Annotated in this window: 21 protein-coding genes; 15 read left to right on the forward strand and 6 right to left on the reverse strand. The window is 64.0% G+C overall.

Annotation, left to right across the window (positions count from 1 at the left end):
* The first annotated feature begins 140 nt into the window (after nucleotides 1–140).
* The 3 genes from R4P57_RS00940 to R4P57_RS00950 are packed head-to-tail and all read left to right on the forward strand — an operon-like array spanning nucleotide 141 to nucleotide 3,393.
* A complete protein-coding gene (locus R4P57_RS00940) occupies nucleotides 141–1,364 on the forward strand; it encodes an iron-containing alcohol dehydrogenase (RefSeq protein WP_317801036.1) in 1,224 nt (407 codons plus the stop codon).
* Complete coding sequence (locus tag R4P57_RS00945; RefSeq protein ID WP_317801037.1) at nucleotides 1,361–2,716, forward strand: MadS family sensor histidine kinase; 1,356 nt, start codon at nucleotides 1,361–1,363, stop codon at nucleotides 2,714–2,716. The genes R4P57_RS00940 and R4P57_RS00945 overlap by 4 nt, the downstream gene beginning before the upstream one ends.
* Complete coding sequence (locus tag R4P57_RS00950; protein ID WP_317801038.1) at nucleotides 2,713–3,393, forward strand: MadR family response regulator transcription factor; 681 nt, start codon at nucleotides 2,713–2,715, stop codon at nucleotides 3,391–3,393. Before R4P57_RS00945 ends, R4P57_RS00950 begins: the two co-directional genes overlap by 4 nt.
* Before the next feature lie 10 nt (nucleotides 3,394–3,403).
* Here the strand turns inward: R4P57_RS00950 and R4P57_RS00955 are convergent, their stop codons facing one another.
* Nucleotides 3,404–3,826: an SRPBCC domain-containing protein gene (locus R4P57_RS00955; protein WP_317801039.1), complete on the reverse strand. Its 423-nt coding sequence runs from the start codon at nucleotides 3,824–3,826 to the stop codon at nucleotides 3,404–3,406.
* Between the two features lie 94 nt (nucleotides 3,827–3,920).
* Entirely contained in the window at nucleotides 3,921–4,496 is a 576-nt protein-coding gene (locus R4P57_RS00960; protein ID WP_317801725.1) for a hypothetical protein, read from the reverse strand.
* Here R4P57_RS00960 and R4P57_RS00965 point away from each other — a divergent pair.
* A complete protein-coding gene (locus R4P57_RS00965; protein WP_317801040.1) occupies nucleotides 4,408–4,755 on the forward strand; it encodes a TetR-like C-terminal domain-containing protein in 348 nt (115 codons plus the stop codon). The two genes, R4P57_RS00960 and R4P57_RS00965, sit on opposite strands and share 89 nt — an antisense overlap.
* 68 nt (nucleotides 4,756–4,823) lie before the next feature.
* Here the strand turns inward: R4P57_RS00965 and mftM are convergent, their stop codons facing one another.
* Nucleotides 4,824–5,651 carry a mycofactocin oligosaccharide methyltransferase MftM gene (gene mftM / locus R4P57_RS00970; RefSeq protein ID WP_317801041.1) on the reverse strand — a complete coding sequence of 276 codons (828 nt, stop codon included), beginning with the start codon at nucleotides 5,649–5,651 and terminating at the stop codon, nucleotides 4,824–4,826.
* 295 nt (nucleotides 5,652–5,946) lie between these two features.
* Here mftM and mftA point away from each other — a divergent pair, with 295 nt between their 5' ends.
* The 6 genes from mftA (at nucleotide 5,947) to R4P57_RS01000 (ending at nucleotide 10,291) form a co-directional block, all read left to right on the forward strand.
* Nucleotides 5,947–6,060 (forward strand): mycofactocin precursor MftA, encoded by a 114-nt coding sequence (gene mftA, locus R4P57_RS00975; RefSeq protein WP_080730438.1) that lies wholly within the window; start codon nucleotides 5,947–5,949, stop codon nucleotides 6,058–6,060.
* Nucleotides 6,061–6,062: 2 nt separating this feature from the next.
* Nucleotides 6,063–6,362, forward strand: coding sequence for a mycofactocin biosynthesis chaperone MftB (mftB, locus tag R4P57_RS00980; RefSeq protein ID WP_317801042.1), 300 nt, complete (start codon nucleotides 6,063–6,065; stop codon nucleotides 6,360–6,362).
* 34 nt (nucleotides 6,363–6,396) lie between these two features.
* Nucleotides 6,397–7,620, forward strand: a complete 1,224-nt coding sequence (mftC, locus tag R4P57_RS00985) for a mycofactocin radical SAM maturase (RefSeq protein ID WP_317801043.1) — start codon at nucleotides 6,397–6,399, stop codon at nucleotides 7,618–7,620.
* Nucleotides 7,621–7,630: 10 nt separating this feature from the next.
* Nucleotides 7,631–8,809 carry a pre-mycofactocin synthase MftD gene (gene mftD, locus R4P57_RS00990; RefSeq protein ID WP_317801044.1) on the forward strand — a complete coding sequence of 393 codons (1,179 nt, stop codon included), beginning with the start codon at nucleotides 7,631–7,633 and terminating at the stop codon, nucleotides 8,807–8,809.
* Complete coding sequence (mftD, locus tag R4P57_RS00995; RefSeq protein ID WP_317801045.1) at nucleotides 8,806–10,029, forward strand: pre-mycofactocin synthase MftD; 1,224 nt, start codon at nucleotides 8,806–8,808, stop codon at nucleotides 10,027–10,029. Before mftD (R4P57_RS00990) ends, mftD (R4P57_RS00995) begins: the two co-directional genes overlap by 4 nt.
* 64 nt (nucleotides 10,030–10,093) lie before the next feature.
* Complete coding sequence (locus tag R4P57_RS01000; RefSeq protein ID WP_317801046.1) at nucleotides 10,094–10,291, forward strand: hypothetical protein; 198 nt, start codon at nucleotides 10,094–10,096, stop codon at nucleotides 10,289–10,291.
* A gap of 3 nt (nucleotides 10,292–10,294) precedes the next feature.
* On the opposite strand, the gene R4P57_RS01005 is transcribed toward R4P57_RS01000, so the two are convergent.
* The 3 genes from R4P57_RS01005 to R4P57_RS01015 all read right to left on the reverse strand — a co-directional run bounded on the left by R4P57_RS01005 (nucleotide 10,295) and on the right by R4P57_RS01015 (nucleotide 13,435).
* Nucleotides 10,295–11,026: an aspartate/glutamate racemase family protein gene (locus tag R4P57_RS01005; protein WP_317801048.1), complete on the reverse strand. Its 732-nt coding sequence runs from the start codon at nucleotides 11,024–11,026 to the stop codon at nucleotides 10,295–10,297.
* 10 nt (nucleotides 11,027–11,036) lie between these two features.
* Nucleotides 11,037–12,590, reverse strand: a complete 1,554-nt coding sequence (locus R4P57_RS01010) for an NCS1 family nucleobase:cation symporter-1 (protein ID WP_317801049.1) — start codon at nucleotides 12,588–12,590, stop codon at nucleotides 11,037–11,039.
* Between the two features lie 119 nt (nucleotides 12,591–12,709).
* Nucleotides 12,710–13,435 carry a GntR family transcriptional regulator gene (locus tag R4P57_RS01015; protein WP_317801050.1) on the reverse strand — a complete coding sequence of 242 codons (726 nt, stop codon included), beginning with the start codon at nucleotides 13,433–13,435 and terminating at the stop codon, nucleotides 12,710–12,712.
* A 70-nt stretch (nucleotides 13,436–13,505) separates the two neighbouring features.
* On the opposite strand from R4P57_RS01015, the gene mftE reads away from it, so the two are divergent.
* From mftE to R4P57_RS01040, 5 genes are all read left to right on the forward strand, one after another.
* A complete protein-coding gene (gene mftE, locus R4P57_RS01020) occupies nucleotides 13,506–14,192 on the forward strand; it encodes a mycofactocin biosynthesis peptidyl-dipeptidase MftE (RefSeq protein WP_317801051.1) in 687 nt (228 codons plus the stop codon).
* Between the two features lie 125 nt (nucleotides 14,193–14,317).
* On the forward strand, nucleotides 14,318–15,715 hold the full coding sequence (gene mftF / locus R4P57_RS01025) for a mycofactocin biosynthesis glycosyltransferase MftF (protein WP_317801655.1): 1,398 nt from the start codon (nucleotides 14,318–14,320) through the stop codon (nucleotides 15,713–15,715).
* A gap of 34 nt (nucleotides 15,716–15,749) precedes the next feature.
* A complete protein-coding gene (gene mftG, locus R4P57_RS01030; RefSeq protein ID WP_317801052.1) occupies nucleotides 15,750–17,234 on the forward strand; it encodes a mycofactocin system GMC family oxidoreductase MftG in 1,485 nt (494 codons plus the stop codon).
* 92 nt (nucleotides 17,235–17,326) lie between these two features.
* Nucleotides 17,327–17,464: a hypothetical protein gene (locus tag R4P57_RS01035; RefSeq protein ID WP_317801054.1), complete on the forward strand. Its 138-nt coding sequence runs from the start codon at nucleotides 17,327–17,329 to the stop codon at nucleotides 17,462–17,464.
* 108 nt (nucleotides 17,465–17,572) lie between these two features.
* The gene (locus R4P57_RS01040) at nucleotides 17,573–18,868 is read left to right on the forward strand and encodes a transcriptional regulator (protein ID WP_317801055.1); all 1,296 of its coding nucleotides are present in this window, start codon (nucleotides 17,573–17,575) and stop codon (nucleotides 18,866–18,868) included.
* Nucleotides 18,869–18,903 lie beyond the last annotated feature (35 nt).

An 18,903-nucleotide genomic window follows, 5' to 3' on the forward strand; every position in this document is an offset into this window, starting at 1 on the left:
CGGTTCGCACTACCTACCCGATCGGGTAGGTAGGAACCTGGCCCGGCGCTGGTGGGATCGGACCCGCAGCTCTCGTAAGGTTGTAACCTGAATCACAGGCCCGGATATTCTCGGACCGAGGGACAGCGAGGGTGTGAACGATGGACCAGGCAGCTACTGCGGACGTCGGCAAGGCTCTGCACGACCTGGACTCGCAACGCAGCCGGGTCGAGGCCCCTCGAGTCCTGAAGTTCCATGCGCCCGAGATCGTGTTCGGTCCGGATTCGCTGGGTGAGGTCGCGCACGCGACATGCCGGCTCGGCGGGGTTCGGCCGATGCTCGTCACGGACTCGGGTCTGCTCGAGAGTGGCTGGGCAGGGCAGCTGGTCGACCTGCTCGTGATGCAGGGCCTGGAGCCACAGGTGTGGAGTGCCTTGACACCCAACCCCAAGGACTTCGAGATCGAAGCCGGGTATGCGACCTACACCGAACTCGGCTGCGATGTGTTGGTGGCCATCGGCGGCGGTTCGGTGATGGATGCGGCCAAAGGGATTGCCATTCTCGCCGGCAACGGTGGCGGGATTCTCGACTACGAGGGGGTCGATCAAGCCACCCGACCGATCCCGCCTCTGGTCATGGTGCCCACCACCTCGGGTACCGGTGCGGACGTCTCGCAGTTCTGCATCGTCACCGACACCGCACGCTCGACGAAAATTACGATCCTCGGCCGGGCACTGGTTCCGGACATCACCGTCATCGACCCACGGTTGCTCACCACGATGCCCGAGTGGCTCAATGCAGCAACGGGTTTGGATGCGCTGACCCATGGGATCGAGGCGTTCGTCTCGCTCGGGCACAATCAGCTCACCGACCACCATGCGCTCCGAGCCATCACCATGGTGATGTCGCAGCTGGCACGCACCATCGACGAACCCACCGACATGACCGCCCGTGGATCGATGGCGCAGGCGAGCCTCGAAGCAGGACTTGCCTTCACCAACGCGATTCTCGGGGCCACGCATGCCATGAGTCATCAGGTGGGCGGACTTCTCGACCTGCCGCACGGGGTGATCAACGGAGTGCTGCTGCCGCACGTCATTCGTTTCAACGCCGCCGAAGATCCGCTGCCGTACGTGGCGATTGCGACCAGTCTCGGGCTCCCCGAGGGGAGAGCGCGTCCGGAGGAAGCCGCGGAAGCTGTTGCCGATCGGGTCGACCGTCTCGCCCGTCGAGTGGGTGTTCCTGCAGGACTGGCGGAGATCGGTGTCAGCGAGACCGACATCGATGTATTGGCGACCAACGCGCTACGAGACGCCTGTATGTCCACCAACCCGCGCTCGGCGACGCATCGCGAGATGGTCGATCTGTTCCGGAGTGCGTTGTGACTTCAGGACCGGATCTGTCTCTGCTGACCGGGTTGCGCTCGGGCAAGAACACGTTCTATCCCCAGTATCGTGGTGCGGCAGAGCGTTTGGAACGTGTGGTGTACGCACTCGAACTGATCTCACGAGCTCTGGTGCGCACGGTCGACGGCCCGGAAACACTGGTGTGCGCCGTCGCAGAAGCTGCTCGCGCCCATCTGAGTGCACGGTGGGTCGTGTTTGCGCTTGCGGACGGCGCGCTCCCGGATGCCGGTCCGAGGAGGCTGGTGCTCGGACCGGACGCAACACCGTTCCTGGTCGACAACGTCGAAGGTCCACCGCTGCCGGACGACGTCATCGACTGTCTCGAGTCGATCCGGAATTCGACGTGTGGCGACGGACTGACTCCGGTCATCTCGGCCCATCACGCCTTCGTACCTATTGCGTTCGATGGAGGCGTTGTCGGTGCGTTCGCTGCGTGGACCGGTGACCACCGGGTGCTCGACGCGACCGACGCGGCGGTTCTGAGCATCCTTGCCAGCCAAACTGCTGTGGCGCTACAGAATTCGGCTCTCTTTCAGAGTCGACGGCAATTGCTCGAGCGCACCGAGAGTGCCTATGCCGAGGCGAATCGAACAGCAGCCGATCTCGCAGCCCGCAATGCCGAACTCCTGCTGACACAGCGACAACTGGGTGCCGCACATCGTCATCAGGTCCTCGACGACGAACGCCATCGCATCGCTCGTGAACTGCACGACAGTGTCACCCAGGCCGTGTTGTCCGCAGGGATGCAGATCGAGGTGTGTCGCAGCGACATATCGGCCGAGGAGCGGAGTGACAGATTGGATCTGGCCAAGGATCTGACTCGTAGGGCAGTGGATCAGCTGCGGTCGGCGATCTACGCGCTCAATCACCCGCAGGACGCCGATCGCACGTCGCTGCCCGAGATGCTCGAACAACTGTCCGTGGTCCACATGCCCGACGAATTGCAGGTCTCCCTACGCGTGGAGGGAACTCCCGTGGAGTTGAGCAGTAAATGCGAGCACGCATTGCTCCGCATTGCCGGCGAGGCGTTGTTCAACACGGCGGTGCATGCGAATGCATCCCGGGCGATCCTCCGATTGACCTACACGGCCGATCACGTGCAGTTGTCGGTCGCCGACGACGGTGACGGTGACCCGGCCCATCTGCGCATGATGCTGCACATGGCCGAGTCCACGGACGTCGACGGCAGGCACCGCGGATTGGCCAACATGGCGGCCCGCACCCGCGAGCACGGTGGCGTCTTCGAGATCCGCCGTGCCCGTACCGGGGGAGTACGAATTGCGGTTCGTATTCCATTTCGTGAACCATCCGAGGAGGGCGAAACACAGTGAGTGTTCCGACGGTTCGTACAGGCCCAGGGAAAGTGGCCGCACCCACGGTCCGCATCGTGCTGGTCGACGATCATGCGATTCTGCGCGACGGGCTACGGTCGGTGCTCGAGCGTGAGACGGACCTGACGATCGTGGGGGAGGCGTCGACACGGGAGGAGGGATTGGCCGTCGTCGCGCGGGTGGAGCCCGACATTGTGCTGATGGACCTCAAGCTCTCGGCCAGCTCGGATTACGAGGGACTTGCCCTGTGTGCACAATTGGCCAAGGCGCACAACGGAATCGGGCTTCTGGTGCTCACGACCTTCCTCGACGACCGACTCGTGGTGGAGGCGGTGCATGCGGGAGCGCGGGGATACGTGGTCAAGGACGTCGACACCACCGAGTTGGTACGCGCGATCCGCGCGGTCTCGCGAGGCGAGAGTGCATTCGACTCGCGGAGTGCCTCGGCCGTCGTTCGCTCTCTCAACGGCACTCCGAGCAGCATCGAGCGCCTGACCGAGCGCGAACTCGAAGTGCTTCGGCTACTGGCAACAGGATTGTCCAACAACATGATCGGTACGAGACTGTTCATCTCGGCGACGACCGTCAAGTTCCACGTCAGCAACATCATGCGCAAGCTCGCGGTGTCCAGACGAGCCGAGGCCGTGTACGCGGCGAGTAAGCAGGGCTTGATCTAGAACGACGGACTCATCTCGAGGTCGGTCGTGTCTCGACCCGTTGCTTCAGCGCACGATTGAACGTGGCATACCCGTCGTCCTCCTTGCTGGCGAACAATCGTCGGAACGGCCGTACGGAGGCACCGGAGAAGGTTTCGACGTTGTTCAGTCGGGTGGTTCCGTCGTCGTTCTGGATCAGTTGGAAGGTGTGCCGACCGACGAAGAAGCGTTCGGTGGCGATCTTCGCCGACCACTCGAGCTCCTGATTCGGAACGGCCGCGGTCACATACGGACGGAAGGACATGCCCGGCATTCGGATGGACAGCCTGGTGCCCTTCGTCGCTGTTCCGGTCACGCGGGAAAAGTTGCTCCACTGGCCGTAGGAAGCGAAGTCGGAGAGCACGTCCCAGACTTGCTCGGGGGTGGCGGCAATGTCGATGGTCGAAGTGAGCACGATGCCCATGATGTGTCCGTTCGTGAAGGTTCGGGTGGGGTGTGGGGTCAGGCGCTGTGTACTGCGGTGAGAAATTCGAGCACGGCGTCGGCGGTCACGTCGGGTTGCTGTGCCTGCGGATAGTGGCCGGCTTCGGCAACCATGACGACCTCGCCGTGGAGTGTGTCGGCGATCCAGTGGGCTCGGCCGCAGGATCTTCGAAGTCCGGGTCGAGTTCTCCCATGATCACCACGACGGGTGCGGCAACCTCACCGAGTCGGGCCTCGGCAACCGCGTGATCGGTCTGTCGTGTCGTTTTCGAGAACGCTGTGCCGTACGCCTTCCGTTTCAGGCTGGCGACGACCGCAGTGCGGTAGTCGTCGAAGTCGTCGGGCTTGCGTCCCGCATAGAGGGAGGCCATGTAGGACTTCCACATCAGGGCAACCCACAGCGGTGCCATCATCGTGTGAAACATCGCCCGCGTGAACACATTCGAGGGTGGGTTACGCACGTACGGTCCGACCAGCGCCAACCCGTCGACCTGGCGGGGATGATCGGCGGCGACGATCACCGCTGCCCCGGCGGCCAGCGAGTTGCCGACGATGGCCTGGGCGCTCGAGCATCCGGCCCGGTACGAGGCGTCGAATCTGATTCCCGCCCCGGACGATGTCGAGGACGAGTCGGTCTCCATGGCCGCCATCGGTGTCATCGCCGACGTACTGACCGCGTACCGCCTCGAAGGAGACGATGCGGTCGATGCGATCCGGGCGTTCCGATCCGCTCTCCACGGATTCGTCTCCTACGAAACGGCAGGAGCGTTTGCCATGAGTGCAGACATCGATCGGAGCTTCGATCGTCTCGTCGACGGGTTCGTCATCGCTCTCACTCGACGGGCCGACACCAAGCCCCGGGCGACGCGTCGGTCCGACGAGGATGTTCGGCAGTCCTGATCCCGATCTCGACAGGGGAACGCCGATGCTCGAAAATTGCTGAGACAGAACCAGGTTCGACGGGAATATCAGGCAAACTGGGGAGCCGAGGCCTTGTCGAGCACGAGCCATCCGCCGTGGTGCTCCGAGGTCTCGAATCCAGAGCCCGTCGAGCGACCGAGTTCTACCAGGGCAGCCTGGTCGAACGTGCGGATGTGTCCGTGGCAGGCGGTGGTCTCGGTCTCGAAGGGCACGGCAACCACGACACGAGTGCGCGCGATGCGTAGTGCTTCTTTCACTATGCGCGAGCCTGTCTCCGCGTCGACGTGTTCGAGGAGATGCAGTGCAGTCACCGTGTCGACACTGCCGTCGGCAACTGGAACATCCGCAGCGTCGCACACCATGGTGTCGAGCGTGATCCCGAGGTGCGGGGCAACGGTGGCGAGCAACCGCATGGTGCCGGCCGACAGGTCCGTCGCAGTCACCGAATGACCCTTCATCGCCAGCCGTAGCGGAAAGAAGCCGAAGCACGAACCCATGTCGAGCACCGATCCGACGACCAATTTCTCTGCGCGTTCATGGACCGGCGCGAAGTCGGCGGTTCCCGAGAGCAGCTCGTCCAGCGAATTCCGGTAATAGGTGGCCCAGGCGTCGACCGGATCGGCGACGGTGGTGCGCACGATTCCGACCAAGACCAATTCGAACTCGCGCTGTGAAAGACCCACATGACGTGCCTGTGCGGTCACGATCGGAACGAGGCGCTCACCGATCTCGGCCGACGTCAGGCCATGGCACACCTGCACGGTCGACCCTGTCCGGGCCGCGTCGAACTCCAGTCCGGGAAGATGCCGAACGACCACGTTCTCGTGAGCCCACACTCCATCCGGGCTCGGTGCAAGTGCATCCAATTCGGTCATCGAAGTCATTCCTGTTCGTCGCACGTCGCCCACTCGGCGTGGCTGCCCCTTCGGTGAGGTCGAGCGTTCCACACGTAGGTCGGCGAATCGGCCGCTCCCGAGCAGGTCGGGCCGCTCGGACGCTGTGAACCCCGCGCGCCGGACGGGCCGCTACCTACCCATATGGACGGTTCGTCGCGACGGCCGACCAGTTCCTCCCGTCACGCCGGTTCCGACTGGTGATCGGCCGCTAGCGTGGTGATCCGAGACACAACCAATCGGATTGTGACCGAGCATATTTCGCAGGAGGTTCCAGATGTCGAAGAAAAATGAGAATGCTGTGGTCGGTACGGCTGTCGTCGAATCCGATCTCGTGGAGGAGTCGTTGGTCGAGGAAGTGTCGATCGACGGCATGTGCGGCGTGTACTGATCATGACCACTGCAGTGCGCGATGACCTCGATGCGGTCGGGTTGGATCTGGATGCGCGTTGGGCTCTGCATCCGCAGGTGGCGCTGCGTCCCGAGTCGTTCGGGGCGCTGCTCTACCACTTCGGAACTCGCAAGCTTTCGTTTCTGAAGAACCGCACGATCGTGGCGATCATCCAATCGCTGCCCGATCACTCGGACATGCGTTCGGCGATCGCAGCCGCGGGGATCACCGAGTCGCAGTCGGCCCCGTACGTCACGGCGCTCGCGACGCTGGCTCACTCGAACATGATCACTCGCCCGTAAAGCCCAGACCTACTGCAGAAGAGGACTTCCGCCCATGACCTCCACCCTCGAAAGACCAGCTCCGGTAGGAAAACTGGTCGATCAGTTCGAGCTCGGGCTCGACGCGCCGATCTGTCTGACGTGGGAGCTGACCTACGCCTGCAATCTGTCGTGCGTGCACTGCCTGAGCTCGTCGGGTCGCCGTGACCCTCGCGAACTCAGTACTGAGCAGTGCAAGTCGATCATCGACGAGTTGCAGAAAATGCAGGTGTTCTACGTCAACATCGGCGGCGGCGAACCGACTGTGCGATCGGACTTCTGGGAGCTGGTCGATTACGCGACGGCCCATCAGGTGGGTGTGAAGTTCTCCACCAACGGGGTCAAGATCGACAAGAAGGTGGCCGCGCGGTTGGCCGCGTCGGACTATGTCGACGTACAGATCTCCATCGACGGCGCAACCGCCGAGGTCAACGACGCGGTCCGTGGACCGGGTTCGTTCGACATGGCGTGCCGGGCTCTGGAGAACCTGAAGGAGGCCGGCTTCCGCGACGCGAAGATCTCCGTCGTCGTCACCCGACACAACGTGAGTCAGCTCGACGATTTCAAGGCTCTCGCCGACAAATATGCTGCGACACTGCGTATCACCCGGTTGCGGCCGTCGGGTCGCGGCGCGGATGTCTGGGACGATCTGCACCCGACGGCCGGTCAGCAGCGCGAGCTGTACAACTGGCTCGTCGCCAACGGCGAGGGCGTGTTGACGGGCGATTCGTTCTTCCACCTCTCGGCCTTCGGTGACGCTCTGCCCGGGCTCAACCTGTGTGGTGCCGGGCGTGTGGTGTGCCTGATCGACCCGATCGGCGACGTCTACGCCTGCCCCTTCGCCATTCACGAGAACTTCCTCGCAGGCAACATCGTCCGTGACGCAAAAGACGGCATGGGCGGGTTCCAATCGGTCTGGCAGACATCGGAATTGTTCCAGGAACTTCGCTCGCCGCAGACCTCGGGGGCCTGCACCAAGTGCGCCCATTTCGATTCGTGCCGTGGCGGGTGCATGGCAGCGAAATTCTTCACGGGCCTGCCGATGGACGGCCCGGATCCCGAATGCGTCATCGGTAACGGCGAAATGGCTCTGGCAGCGGCAGGGGAGATCCCCAAGTCCAGTGTCGATCATTCTCGTACCGGTCAGCGCAAGACCCCTCGAAAGTCGGTGCCGCTCACGTTGATGATGCGCCCGCCGGCGAAGATCTGCGACGAGAACCCGCTCGCAGGAATGGAATAGGAAACAAGCTATGGCGAAGAGTGCGTGGTTCGAGACCGTTGCCGAAGCGCAGCGGCGTGCGAAGAAGCGTCTACCGAAGTCCGTGTACGCCGCGCTGGTGGCCGGCTCGGAGCGTGGTTTGACGATCGACGACAACATGGCTGCGTTCGGTGAACTCGGATTCGCCCCGCATGTAGCCGGGCTGTCGGACAAGCGTGACCTGTCGACGACGGTGATGGGGCAGCCGCTGTCGTTCCCGGTGATGATCTCCCCCACGGGCGTTCAGGCCGTACACCCGGACGGTGAGGTCGCTGTCGCGAGAGCTGCTGCGGCGCGTGGTATTCCGATCGGACTGTCCTCGTTCGCGAGCAAGTCCGTCGAAGAGGTCGCCGCTGCGAATCCGCAGACATTCTTCCAGATGTACTGGGTGGGGTCGCGTGAGATTCTGCTGCAGCGGATGGAGCGGGCACGCGCAGCGGGAGCCGTCGGGCTGATCATGACTCTCGACTGGTCGTTCTCCAACGGCCGCGATTGGGGTAGCCCGTCGATCCCGGAGAAGATGGACCTCAAGGCAATGGTCCAGTTCGCACCCGAGGGCATCACCCGTCCGAAGTGGTTGTGGGAGTTCGCCAAGACCGGCAAAATCCCCGATCTGACTACACCGAACCTGACGCCACCGACCGGCGGACCGGCCCCGACGTTCTTCGGGGCGTACGGCGAGTGGATGGGTACTCCGTTGCCGACGTGGGAGGACGTGGAGTGGCTGCGCGAGCAGTGGGGCGGGCCGTTCATGCTCAAGGGCGTGATGCGCGTCGACGACGCAAAACGGGCAGTCGACGCCGGCTGCACGGCGATCTCGGTCTCCAATCACGGAGGCAACAATCTCGACGGCACTCCGGCACCGATCAGGGCTCTGCCCGCGATCGCCGAGGCCGTGGGCGATCAGATCGAGATCACGCTCGACGGCGGAATTCGCCGCGGCAGCGACGTGGTGAAGGCACTGGCTCTCGGTGCGCGAGCGGTGTTGATCGGCCGGGCATACCTGTGGGGCCTGTCGGCGGGCGGTCAGGCCGGTGTGGAGAACGTGCTCGACATTCTGCGCGGCGGAGTCGATTCCGCTGTCCTGGGGCTCGGGCATACGTCGGTGCATGATCTGTCGCCGTCGGATGTGGTGATGGCGCCCGGGTTCGATCGCAGGCTGGGTGTGTGACCGAGTGGTTCGAGAGCGTTGCCGAAGCGCAGCGTAGGGCCCGCAAGAGGCTTCCGGCGTCGGTGTACTCCGCGCTCGTGGCGGGATCGGAACGTGGTCTGACCGCTGCGGACAACACAGCCGCGTTCGGTGAACTCGGGTTCGCCCCGCACGTTGCCGGGCTTTTCGACGAACGCGATGTGTCGACGACGCTGATGGGGCAACCGTTGTCGTTTCCGGTGATGATTTCGCCGACGGGTGTGCAGGCGGTGCATCCCGGCGGTGAGGTCGCCGTCGCCAGGGCGGCGGCGGCGCGGGGGATTTCGATGGGTGTGTCGTTGTTCGCGAGCAGACCTGTCGAAGAGGTCGTCGCCGCCAACCCGCAGACGTTCTTTCAGCTGCACTGGGCTGGTTCGCGGGAGTTGTTGGGGCACATGCTTCATCGTGCACGTGATGCAGGCGCGGTCGGACTGATTCTGACGATGGACTGGTCGTTCTCCGAGGGCCGGGACTGGGGTAGCCCGGTGATCCCCGAACGGCTCGATCTGCGGGCGATGTTGCGGTTGGCACCCGAGGTACTCGCCCGGCCGCGGTGGCTCGCACAGTGGGCACGCTCGGGCATTTTCCCTGATCTGACTGCCCCGAATCTTGCTCCGCCTGGAGGGCCTGCGCCGACGTTCTTCGCGGCGTACCGCGAGTGGAAGTCCACGCCGTTGCCGACGTGGGAGGACATCGCCTGGCTACGCGAGCAGTGGGGCGGTCCTTTCATGCTCAAGGGGATTTCGCGGGTCGACGATGCGTTGCGGGCCGTGGACGCGGGCGTCACGGCGATCTCGGTGTCCAATCACGGCGGCAACAATCTCGACGGTTCGCCGGCGTCGATCCGCGTGTTGCCGTCGATCACCGAGGCGGTGGGCGATCAGGTCGAGATCACCCTCGACGGTGGTATCCGGCGTGGAAGTGATGTCGCGAAAGCACTGGCGCTCGGTGCGCGGGCCGTCCTGATCGGCCGGGCGTATCTGTGGGGTTTGGCGGCGAACGGTCAAGCCGGGGTCGAGAACGTGCTCGACATCCTGCGCGGCGGTCTCGACTCCGCAGTACTCGGCCTCGGCCGCGCGTCGGTCCACGAACTGTCACCGTCGGATGTCATCGTGCTGCCTGGCTTCACCCGAGCGAATCAGCTCCCCGGTTCGGTATACCCGACGCCGATCGGAGTCCGAGATACAGAACCGAGGGGCTGATTCGGTTGCCGTCGTCCACCGCAGACTCTGGCCAGAACGAATCGGGTGGTGTTGTACTGGCACGATGACCGCCAAGTCTCCGAAGAACACTCCGACGCTGTCCGCTGTCGTGGCGATCGTCGCGTCCTGCGCCGTGATCTACGTTGCCTTCTTCGATGACTCGATGTCGACTGCCCTGCAAGTTGTGTCGCTGCTGGTCGGCGTGCTCGTCGCGGGCGCAGCCATCGGCTACACCGTTTCCCATCTCACTCGTTCGCGGTAATGGTCACGCGCGGCTGAATCCCTCCAGCATTCCGGTGTAGCGCTTGGGCGGCGGGACGGCGAATTCGCCACGCTTTCCGGTGCCGAGTCCCAGCGAGACCAGGGACTGCACGAACAGGGTTCCCGCGGCCACACCGTCGACCACCGGTACCCCGATCTCCGACGAAATGTGTTGGCACAGATCGGCCATGCCTGCGCATCCGAGCACGACGGCATCGCTGCCGTCCGTCTCGACTGCGACACGGCAGGCCTCGGTGACGATCTTGCGAGCATCGGGATCCGTCTCGAGATCGAGCACCGGTAGATCGCAGGCATGAATGCCGAGGCAGTGACGGCCGAAGCCGTAGTGGTTCGCCAAATCCTGAGCGCGGCCGACGGTGCGGCCGAGGGTGGTGACGACACTGAACCCGCGCCCGAGAAAGCTTGCCGCGTGCATCGCTGCTTCTGCGATCCCGACGACCGGTCCGGCTGCCATCTCTCGGGCGGCATCGATACCTGGATCGCCGAAGCAGGCGATGACATAGCCGTCGACGCCGGCGGTCTCACCGCTGGCGATCTCGGTGAGAATGCCAGGGACACTGAGGGCTTCGTCGACATGACTTTCGATCGACACCGGCCCCATCGAGGGGCTGACCGCGTCGACGACGGTGCCCGGGCCGACTACGGCCCGGGCACAATCGCCGATCGTTGCAGTCATCGAACTGGTGGTGTTCGGATTGATGACCTTGATGAGCACGAAAGAGATCCTATGCCTTCACTGGAACGTCGAAGTTGGTGACAGCCAGCTTGGTTCGCGTCGCCAGGTAGTAGTACATGACGAATCCGATGCCGCAGCCGATGAACCAGCTGTACTTCGACGCCGTCGACATACCGGCGATCTGCATACCGTCGATGGCCCCGTTGAAGAGCACGGTGAACATCGCGACCAGCGCGCCGACGATGGTGGAGTACACCGCCGCCGGGTTGTAACCCTTGGAGTACCAGTACAGCCCGGTGGGCGACATCGAGAACAGCTCGTCGACGACGACCTTCTGCTTGCGGACGAGGTAGTAGTCGGCGATCAGGATGCCGAACAGGGGTCCGATGAATGCGCCGAGGGTCTCGAGCGTCAGGTGGATCACGTCGGGGTTGTTGTACAGGTTCCACGGCGTGATCAGCACCGAGCCGATGGCGGCGATCATGCCGCCTGCGCGCCAGCTGATGCGCTGGGGGCTGACGTTCGAGAAATCGAATGCAGGGGAGATGAAGTTGGCGACGATGTTGATGCCGATGGTTGCGATGGCGAACGTGAGTGCGCCGAGGACGATGGCGAACGTGCTGTCGATCCGCGCGACTGTCTCGACCGGATCGGTGATCAGTTCACCGAACACCGGAAGCGTCAGAGACGCGGTGACGACGACGAGGATGGAGAACACCAGGAAGTTGATGGGCAGTCCGAGGAAGTTGCCCTTCTTCACCGCCGCGTAGGACTTGCCGTAGCGGGAGAAGTCGCCGAAGTTGAGCATCGGGCCCGAGAAGTAGGAGACGACGAGTGCGATGGCACCGAGCATCACCGGAACTGCGCTCATGCCGGTGTACTCGACCTCACCGAGGTTGAGATCGATTGCGCCCCAGCCTGCTTTCCAGATCAGGTAGCCGCACAGCATGAACATCACGACGTAGACGGCCGGGCCGCAGAAATCGATGAACTTACGAATGGACTCCATGCCGCGCCAGAACACCGCTGCCTGGACGACCCAGAGGAACAGGAAGCTCGCCCAGCCCAGCAGCGACAACCCGGCGAAACCGTAGTCGGCGGTGACGGCGTACTTACCGAGCGACGGGAACAACTTGATCAGCACGATGTCGAGAGCAGCCGATGCCAGGAATGTCTGAATGCCGTACCAGGCCACCGCGATCAATCCGCGGATGATGGCCGGAATATTGGCACCGAGGACTCCGAAGACACTGCGGCAGATGACCGGATAGGGAACCCCCGACACCTGGCTCGGCTTGGCGACGAGGTTGCAGAAGAAGTAGACGATCGTGATGCCGACGAGCAATGCGATCAGCACCTGCCAACTGGCCAACCCGAGCGCGAACAGGCTGCCCGCGGTCACGTAACCGCCGACCGAATGCACGTCGGACATCCAGAAGGCGAACAGGTTGTACGACGTCCACGTCTGCTTTCTCAGCGGAGCGAGGTCCTCGTTGGTCAGCCGCGGGTCGTAACTGTCCTTGATCAGTCCACCACCGACGGGGTGGCCCGCGGCTTCCACGAGATCTCCCGTTTGAGCGGGACCGTGCGCTGTATCTGTCATCGATGCTCCTGACGGCATGGCATTGAGGTGAACGAAGGAGGTGAACGAGTGAATGAGGAAAAGCTAGCGGCGCAGTGTTGCGCGCTCGTGACGAAAGCGATATATCTTTCCGAGCTGATTTACTGCGATGCATCCGGGGCTGGATCGGCGAACAATCCGTGCTCGTTCGAGAGTGTCGAGATGACCGAATTGAGACGCGTGTGATGATGTTGCGCGGCGTTGAGCAGAGCCTCGGAATCGCGGGCCAGGAATGCACTGAGCATCTCTGCATGATCGCTGTGCAGGGACGATCGATCGGTCTCGGCAACATGCACCATCGGTTGCACGGGTTCAGTTATGTTCCAGGCTGATTCGAGCATGTTCAAGAGTCGATGCATCCTCGACGGATTCGTCAGGGCCAGGTGGAATTCCCGCGACAGGCGGTGGTACTCACGCGAGTCGTCCCGAGCCAGCGACGCTTCGAGTTGCCGATTGATCTCGATGATGTGCTCGCGGTCGGCATCGGTGGCGAGTTCGACGGCGATCGGAAGCGCTGCCGTCTCCAGAACCTCTCGGACGATGTACATTTCGCGTAGTTCGGCTGCTGTCAATTGGGCGACCGTGTAGCCCAGATTCGGCCGGTGATCGACCAATCCCTCGCCGATCAGCGTCTTGAGCGACTCGCGCACCGGTATTCGGCTCACCCCGAACAGTTCCGCCACTTCGTTGAGTGGAATAGGAGTATTCGGTGGAGCGTCGCCGGCGAGAATTACTCGACGCAATTCGCGCAGAATCGACGGCTGTGGTCCGCCGGGTGCCGATATCGACAATTGCGAGAGCAATATGGACCGACGGCGGGGTGGCACGGATCGAAGATTAGCGCCCGCGTGTTTCGGCGGCGTGACGGCTTCGTTCCATCCGATAGCATCTGCATCCATGTCCACGGACCCCCTCGGTGCGCAGTACTGGCCTGACGTCGACGGGTCGAGGACCCTCGTCGTGCCGGTCGGTTCGATCGAGCAGCACGGACCGCACCTTCCTCTCGACACCGACACTCGTATCGCCGACGCCGTGGCGCGAACCATTCCGGACGCTGTCGTGGCCCCTCCGATCGCGTACGGGGCCAGTGGCGAGCACGAAGGCTTTCCCGGCACCGTCTCGATCGGTGCCGCTGCGCTCGAAACGCTCCTGGTGGAGTACGGACGCTCCGCCTGCCGGTGGGCCGAGCGGGTGGTGTTCGTCAACGGGCACGGCGGAAACGGGCCCACTGTGCGGACCGCAGTGCTGCAGCTCCGGTACGAGGGACGCGATGTCGTGTGGTTTCCGTGCGCGATACCCGGAGCAGATGCTCACGCCGGGCGGACCGAAACGTCGTTGCTACTGCACCTTTCGCCCGAGGCGGTGGACATGACGAAGGCGCAGGTTGGAAATGTGACCGAGATCGCCGCCCTGCTCCCGGCACTTCGCGACGGTGGATTGGCACCGATCACTGCCAATGGGGTACTCGGCGATCCCACCGGGGCCGATTCGGAGGAGGGCAGGGCTCTCTTCGAGGCCCTCAGCTCCCGCGCCGACGATGCGGTGCGCAGATGGAGTCCCTCCGAGCACGGTGTGATCGCATGACCGAATACGGTGAAACGCCTGCTGGGGTATCGGGCGACGAGTCCCGCGAAACGGGGCGCAGGTATGTTCCGTCCTATTTCCCGGGTGGCCGACACTCCGGCGGCTTGTCCGCTTACGATCTCCTGATGGGTGAAGGTCGGTTGCCTGATGGCTTCGGGGTGCGAGTCGATCCACGCGTACGCACATTCTCCGAAGGGCGCGTCCTGATCGGTGGTTCACCGACCCGCATGCTCAAGCTCGCACCGACCGCCGCGGCGATGATCGGCGATGGATTCATCGAAGTGACCGACTCGCAGTCCGCTCTCGTCGCTCGCAAATTGCTCGACTCGGGTGTCGGGAATCCGCGCCCGATGTCGATCCCGTCGCCGTGTGATGTCACCGTCGTCGTACCGCTCAAGAACAACGAGGCGGGGTTGGAGCGCTTGATCGCGGCACTCCACGGTCTCCACGTCATCATCGTCGACGACGGATCGGACGTCCCGGTCGCAGTACCGCGCATCTCGTGGAGCGTGGGCAGCGTGACGGTACTGCGGCACGAGCGCTCGCGCGGACCGGCTGCGGCGCGGAATACTGGCTTGCGATGTGCCACAACAGATTTTGTAGCTTTCTTGGATTCGGACGTCGTCCCGCGCAAGGGGTGGCTGGAGGTGATGCTCGGTCACTTCTCGGATCCGGCGGTCGCTCTGGTGGCCCCCCGCATCGTCGCACTCGAGCCCGAGGGCAGTGCGCTGGCCAGGTACGAACACGCTCGCTCGTCGCTCGACCTGGGTCGCAAGGAAGCGGCAGTACGGGCGGGCAGCTCGGTCTCGTACGTACCTAGCGCCGCGATGTTGATGCGCCGGTCGGTGGCGATGGACTGCGACGGATTCGACGAGTCGATGCACGTGGCCGAGGACGTGGATCTGTGCTGGCGATTGCAGGAAGCGGGGTGGCGGCTCCGCTACGAACCCGTCGCCCACGTCGCGCACGAGCATCGCGTCACCTTCGTCGAGTGGTTCGCCCGCAAGCTGTTCTACGGGACCGGTGCCACACCGCTGTCGGCACGTCATCCCGGAATGGTGCCGCCGATCGCGATGTCTCCGTGGACGTTGGTCGCGTGTCTGCTCGCCGCCAGTCTGACGCGGATCGGACTTGTCGGTGCCGCCGCCACGCTCGGCGTTACGATCGTTCGCCTGCGCAAGATGTTCGTCGGTCTGGATCAGCCCACGCGGATCGCGGCCATCCTCGCCGCCGAGGGTTTCGTGGCGGGGTTGTGGCAATTGGCATCGGCCCTGTGCCGACACTATTGGCCGATCACCCTGCTTGCCGTGCTGCTGTCGAGCCGGATTCGTAAAATTGCGCTGGGACTGGCTGTGGCAGAGGCATTCTCGGACTGGTACAAGCATCGTGAGCTCGGCGGCCTCGATCCTGTGCGTTATGCCTTCTACAAACGAGCCGACGACGTCGCCTACGGAGCGGGGCTGTGGCGCGGCGCACTGTCCGCCCGCAGCGTCGAGGCCCTCAAGCCACGGCTCGACGGCTGACGTGGTGCGAGCCCCGTCGGCTCCGTCTGACGGTGTGAACCCGATCGAGTTCGCCGACGTCATCGTCGTCGGAGGTGGCTCCTGCGGCTGCGTCGTCGCGTCGCGGCTCAGCGAGAATCCCGATCGGTCGGTGCTGTTGCTCGAAGCCGGACCGGCGTTCTCCGGCGTAGCCGATGTTCCGGCGGCTTTGCTCGACGCGTCGACGCTTCCCATCGGCCCCGGCAGCGAATGGGTGGGAACCTATGCGGCCGAACTCGCACCGGGTGTCTCTCGGGCGATCGCGCGAGGCCGGGTGCTGGGAGGCTCCGGGGCAGTGAACGGCGGCTACTTCATCCGCGCCACTCCGGGTGACTTCGACGCCTGGCCGCAGTCGGTGTGGTCCTTCGATCAGGTGCTGCCGTTCTACATCGGCTCCGAAACCGATGTCGATGCCGGAGCGATCGGGCGGTGGCACGGTTCCCGCGGGCCGATGCCGGTCTCGCGCACCCCCGAGCAGGACCGACATCCTCTGACGGCATCATTCGTGCAGGCCGCTACGAACGCGGGCTTTCGATTCCACGAGGACATGAACGCTCCCGACGCGGCCGTGGGGGGAGTAGGTGTAGTTCCGTCGAACATCCGCAACGGGATCCGCGTAAGTGCTGCTCTGGCTTATCTTTTGCCGGTCATCGGTCGAAAGAACCTACGGGTACAGGGGAATACAACGGTGGCGTCGTTGATGTTCAAGGGAAACAGGGTGATCGGGGTCGAGATCGTCGTCGACGGGGTACGCACTGTCGTCGAGTCCGACACCGTTGTCGTCTCGGCCGGCGCGGTGCACACCCCCGCGTTGCTGCTTCGATCCGGCATTGGACCGTCCGAAGGCTCTGCTGCGCTGGGTATTTCGGTGATCGCCGACAGTCCGGGAGTCGGCTACGGTTTCAGTGACCATCCCGAGGTCGCCGTTCCCGTCGTCACGATGAAGGAATTCTCGACGGTATCTCCTGTTCTGGAAGCGGTGCTGCATGCGGGCGACGTGGAGATCCGGCCGTACACGAGGAGATTCGATCAACTGATCTCCGGTCTTCCACGCGGGCCGCACGTGTTCGGCGTCGGCCTCATGCGCTCGACGGCACGAGGGAGCATCGCGCTGCGCAGCACGGATCCGTTCGAGGCCCCGGACGTGAGATACCGCTATCTCGAATCGGAGGGCGACCGGCGGGCGATGCGAGGTGGCGTCGAACTGGCGCGAGATCTGCTTGCGTCGCCGTCGATGGCCTGCAGTGTCGAAGTCCCCTCGATCGACGACCCTCTGGCGGCATTGGGCACGTCGCTGCACCTGTCCGGTAGCGCCAGGATGGGACCGGAGTCCGATCCGGGGGCGGTGCTCGACGAACACTGCCGCGTGCGCGGAGTGGACGGTGTCTTCGTCGTCGACACCTCGGCGTTTCCGGTCGTGCCCAGCCGCGGCCCGCATGCGACGGCGATCATGTTCGCAGAACGCGCCGCTTCGTTGATGGGAGTGGAGCCGGCGGAATGACTGGTGACTGTTACAGACCACGGTCGGCGCGTCGAGGCGTAGCGTTCGTGGTCTGGGGACCGTTCAGGTTCCCCGATAGATGGGTTACTGCCATGTCGGACAAATCGCCCCGCAACACGATGACCAAAAAATCCGGCAAATCGCTCAAGGACAAGCGCGCGGACAAGCGGGCCAAGTCGACTGGTGACACCAGCAACGACATCATCACCTCGGCCGTCAAGAAGAAGTAGGCACCCGGGTCGGCGCGACCGGCCATGGCCGCGCGTGTCGGCCACGGCTGTATCCTTGCCTGTGAGCTGGGTTACAGCGATGTGGACAGGTCACGGAGGAAGCGTCGAATGGCAAGCCGATCGGACAGTGGTGGCAACCCCTGGGTCGCAGTGCGCCCCGGTGAGGACATCGCTGTGCTCGCGCGCCAGATGTCCAGTGCCCATCAATCTTTCGTCGACGATATTCGTACTCAGGGCTCGGCGGTGCGGTCCGTCGTGCTCGATTCGTGGATGCGCAGTCGTACCAAAGGCGTCGATCCCGACGGCGGCAACGACACTCCTGCGTTGACCGGGCCGGATCTCGAGCGCTACCGCAACGGTCATCCGATGGCCATCATCCGTCCGGTCATCCGCAAGCTGCTGGTCGAGGACGCGTCGGACACCGGTTTGCTCGTCGCCATCTCCGATGCCGAGGGGCGGCTGCTGTGGGTCGAGGGTGATTCCGCGGCCAAGGACCGAGCGCTCGCGATGGACTTCGCCGAGGGGGTCGATTGGAGCGAGGAGAGCAAAGGCACCAATGCCCCGGGTACTGCTCTCGCGGTCGACCACAGTGTGCAGATCTTTGCGTCCGAGCACTTCTCTCGGTCGGTCCACGAGTGGAGTTGCTCGGCCGCGCCGGTGCACCACCCCACCAGCGGTCACATTCTGGGAGCCATCGACATCACCGGTGGCCCGCGGGTGGCGGTGCCCGAGGTGCTCTCCCTGGTGCGTGCTACCGTCGCCGCGGCCGAATCCGAGTTGCGTCTGCACCTGATGAACTCGCCGAAATCGTTGGGCGACACAGCTCCTCGGCTCGAGGTTCTCGGATCGGGACGGCCGGGAGTGGTGCGCGGATCCGGCCGGATACCGCTCTCTCAGCGACACGCGGAAATCCTGCTTCTGCTCGGTGAGCATCCCGAAGGCCTGAGCTCCGACCACCTCGCCGTGCTGCTCGACGAGCAGGAGCTCGACTCCGTCACCATCCGCGCCGAGATGTCGAGACTGCGCAAGACCTTCGGTACTGCAGGCCTGGCATCGCGGCCCTATCGTCTGGTCGGCGAGCTGTCGTCGGACGTCGGAGACATTCGGCGTGCCCTCGACCGCGGCGACGTCGACGCTGCTCTACGTATCTATTCGGGCCCGGTGCTTCCCGGATCGTCCGCGCCCGGCATCGAGGAGATCCGCGAGGAACTGCGGTCCCGGATGCAGGCCGCGCTGCTCCGACTCGGAGATCCGGTGCTGCTGGCGCAGTGGACATCGTCCATTCACGGTCGCTCGGACGTGATCGCATGGGAGGCGTACCGGGCCACCCTGAGCAGTGATTCCGCGCTCTACGGGCAGGTCAGTGCGCGTATCGATCTACTCGACCGCGAGTTCGGAATCTGACCGTATCGCCACTGGCGGCACCTCCGACAGCAGCG

Origin of the sequence: Rhodococcus sp. IEGM 1330, assembly GCF_033142445.1 — a bacterium.
GTDB lineage: Bacteria > Actinomycetota > Actinomycetes > Mycobacteriales > Mycobacteriaceae > Rhodococcoides.

Coding starts and splice junctions, on each gene's coding strand:
- R4P57_RS00940 (WP_317801036.1), top strand. CDS start 141: ATGGACCAGGCAGCTACTGCGGACGTCGGCAAGGCTCTGCACGACCTG.
- mftM (WP_317801041.1), bottom strand. CDS start 5,651: ATGACCGAATTGGATGCACTTGCACCGAGCCCGGATGGAGTGTGGGCT.
- mftA (WP_080730438.1), top strand. CDS start 5,947: ATGTCGAAGAAAAATGAGAATGCTGTGGTCGGTACGGCTGTCGTCGAA.
- R4P57_RS01000 (WP_317801046.1), top strand. CDS start 10,094: ATGACCGCCAAGTCTCCGAAGAACACTCCGACGCTGTCCGCTGTCGTG.
- mftD (WP_317801044.1), top strand. CDS start 7,631: ATGGCGAAGAGTGCGTGGTTCGAGACCGTTGCCGAAGCGCAGCGGCGT.
- R4P57_RS01040 (WP_317801055.1), top strand. CDS start 17,573: ATGGCAAGCCGATCGGACAGTGGTGGCAACCCCTGGGTCGCAGTGCGC.
- mftE (WP_317801051.1), top strand. CDS start 13,506: ATGTCCACGGACCCCCTCGGTGCGCAGTACTGGCCTGACGTCGACGGG.
- mftC (WP_317801043.1), top strand. CDS start 6,397: ATGACCTCCACCCTCGAAAGACCAGCTCCGGTAGGAAAACTGGTCGAT.
- R4P57_RS01010 (WP_317801049.1), bottom strand. CDS start 12,590: ATGACAGATACAGCGCACGGTCCCGCTCAAACGGGAGATCTCGTGGAA.
- R4P57_RS00960 (WP_317801725.1), bottom strand. CDS start 4,496: ATGGAGACCGACTCGTCCTCGACATCGTCCGGGGCGGGAATCAGATTC.
- mftB (WP_317801042.1), top strand. CDS start 6,063: ATGACCACTGCAGTGCGCGATGACCTCGATGCGGTCGGGTTGGATCTG.
- R4P57_RS01035 (WP_317801054.1), top strand. CDS start 17,327: ATGTCGGACAAATCGCCCCGCAACACGATGACCAAAAAATCCGGCAAA.
- R4P57_RS00965 (WP_317801040.1), top strand. CDS start 4,408: ATGGCCTGGGCGCTCGAGCATCCGGCCCGGTACGAGGCGTCGAATCTG.
- mftF (WP_317801655.1), top strand. CDS start 14,318: ATGGGTGAAGGTCGGTTGCCTGATGGCTTCGGGGTGCGAGTCGATCCA.